Origin of the sequence: Actinoplanes sp. NPDC051633, assembly GCF_040681735.1 — a bacterium.
Lineage (GTDB): Bacteria > Actinomycetota > Actinomycetes > Mycobacteriales > Micromonosporaceae > Actinoplanes.
Genome location: NZ_JBFAZH010001149.1, coordinates 1 through 2,442, shown reverse-complemented (window position 1 = coordinate 2,442; position 2,442 = coordinate 1). Strand labels below are relative to the sequence as shown.

Genomic DNA, 2,442 nt, shown 5'->3' with positions numbered 1-2,442 from the left:
GACGGGTGCACTGGCGCAGCTCGGCCAAGGTCGGCGAGCTGATGGTCCGCGAGCAGCTCGACACCAGTGAGCCGACCATCGTGGTGCTGCTCGACGACCGGGCCGCTGCGCACCCCGACCCCGAGACGTTCGAGTCGGCGTGCGAGGCGGCCGCGTCGATCATCGCCGCCGCGGTCCGCGAGGACCTGCCGGTCAGCCTGCACCTGGTGTCGGCGGCGCGCACCGGCCCGTACCTCGACGTGCTCACCGAGGTGGTCCTCACCGACGGTGACCTGACCGCGCGGATCAGGCACCTGCGCACGCAGCGCCTCGGCGACACGCTGGTCTTCCTCACCGGCCCGGGCGCCCTCGACGACCTGGGCGCGGTCGGTGCGCTGCGCGGTCCGTACCCGGTGGTGATCGCGGGCCTGTTCGGCGACCGCGACGGCGCGCCGGTCACCGCCGGTGACGGCATGATCGTGATCGAGGCGGACGACGGGCACCAGTTCGCGGCGGCCTGGGACGGGGTCCGCGGATGGTGAGGTGGCTGCGGGCGGCGCTGGTGCCGATCGCGCTGGCCGGGCTGATCGCGCTGGCCGGTGTGGCGCTGGGCCGGATCTACGCCGGCGACCTGCTCACCTGGCTGGTGGCGGGCGCGGCGGTCGGCTCGGTCGGCGCCGGGGTGGCCGCGCGCCGGATGCCGTCCTGGGCCGTCGCGCCGCTGTCGGTCACGCTGCTGGCCGGCTACACGCTGGCCGCCCTCACGATCGCCGCCGACCGGGCCGCGCTGACCGATCCGCTGGCCACGATCGTCCGCGACGCGCTGATCAACGGCATTCCGCGGCTGCTCACCGCGATGATCCCGGTCGAGGCCACGCCGGACACCGTGGTCGTACCCGTCATCGCCGCCTGGCTCGCCGGTCTGGCCGGCGCCGAGATCGCCGTCCGCGCCGGCCGCGTCCTGCTCGGGTGCGCGCCCGCCGCCGCCCTCTACGCGGGCGCGCTCTACGTGGTCGGCCCCAACGCCGGCGCCGCGGTGTCGACCACGGTGGCATTCGCGGCCATCGTCGTGGTCGCGCTGGCAAAACCCTTGACGGGTACGAACACAGCAGAGCTGCCCGATTCGGCGCGCCGGCTGGTGCGCGGGCGAGCGCTCGCGGGCGCCGCCGCCGGGCTGACGGTGGTGGTCGCCCTCATCGCCCTGGTCGGACCGTGGGCGGGCGGGTTCGTCTCCAGGACACCGGTCGACCCGCGCAAGTACGTCACGCCGCCGCAGGTGGACAGCCTGGACGAGAGCCCGCTGAACCGGATCTCCGGCTGGGCGCTGACGCCCAAGGAGAAGCTGCTCGACGTGCGGCTGTCCACGTCCGAGCGCACCCGTCTGCGCCTGGCGGTGCTGTCCGACTACGACGGCGTGACCTGGCGGGTCGGCGCGACCTATCGCAACGCCGGGCGGGTGCTGCCACCGCAGCCGGCGCCGCCGGACGCCACGGTCGACGAGGTGCGGCAGGACATCACGGTCGACGGGCTGACCGGCCGGCTGCTGCCCGCGGTGCCGACGCCGAGCTCCGTCGACGGCGCGCGGGTGGCCTTCGACCCGGCGACCGGCACGATGATCAGCCCGGCGCCGCTGCGTCCCGGTGTCCACTACTCGCTGACCTCGCAGCGCGCCACCCCCGACCTGAACCTGCTGCCCGACGCCGACTCCCCCGCCGGTGACCCGGTGGCGCGCTACCTGGCGGTCGGCGCGGACGTGCCGGAGCAGATCCAGCGCCTGGCCGACCAGCTGGCCGACGGCAACGGCGCGGCGTTCGACCGGGCCACCGCGATCGAGGAGTTCCTGGCCGAGCACTACCGCCGGGTGCCGGACGCGCCGAGCGGGCACGCGTACCCCAATCTGCAGTTCTTCCTGCTCGGGCCCCGCAACCAGGGCGGGCAGGTGGGGACCTCGGAGCAGTTCGCCGCGTCGTATGCGCTGCTGGCCCGGCTGACCGGGCTGCCGAGCCGGGTGGTGGTGGGCTTCGACGTGAAGCCCGGCGGCGGGCCGGTCACGGCGGGCAACGCGCTGGCGTGGCCGGAGGTGCTGTTCGACGACCTCGGGTGGGTGGCCTTCGACCCGATGCCCAAGAGCAAGGACCCGACGCCGGTCGAGGAGGACTTCACGCCCAAGCCGACCACCCCGCCGCCGCCGCCGTCGGAGGCCCCGCCGCCGTCGGACGAGCCGACGGCATCGACCGCTCCGCCGCTTGCCGCGGCCGACGGACCGGGCGGGCCGTCCACCGTGGTGGTGGCCTCGGGAGCCTCCGGCTCGGCGTTGCTGCTGCTGGCCGCCGCCGGGCTCGTGTTGGTGTCGATGCGGCGTTCGTTGCGCCGGCGGCGGCTGTCGCAGGGCACGCCGGACGAGCGGATCTCGGGTGCGTGGCTGGAGTTCACCGATGCGCTGCGGCTGGCCGGCAAGCCGGT

Annotated in this window: 2 protein-coding genes; both read left to right on the top strand. The window is 75.2% G+C overall.

All coding sequences use genetic code 11. From position 1 onward, the window contains the following. Positions 1 to 521, top strand: a 521-nt coding sequence (locus tag AB0M20_RS38245; protein WP_364305778.1) for a DUF58 domain-containing protein, incomplete at its 5' end; no start/stop codon positions are given. Next, a partial coding sequence (locus tag AB0M20_RS38240) for a DUF3488 and transglutaminase-like domain-containing protein (protein WP_364305776.1) occupies positions 515 to 2,442 on the top strand: 1,928 nt, incomplete at its 3' end. The genes AB0M20_RS38245 and AB0M20_RS38240, both read left to right, overlap by 7 nt.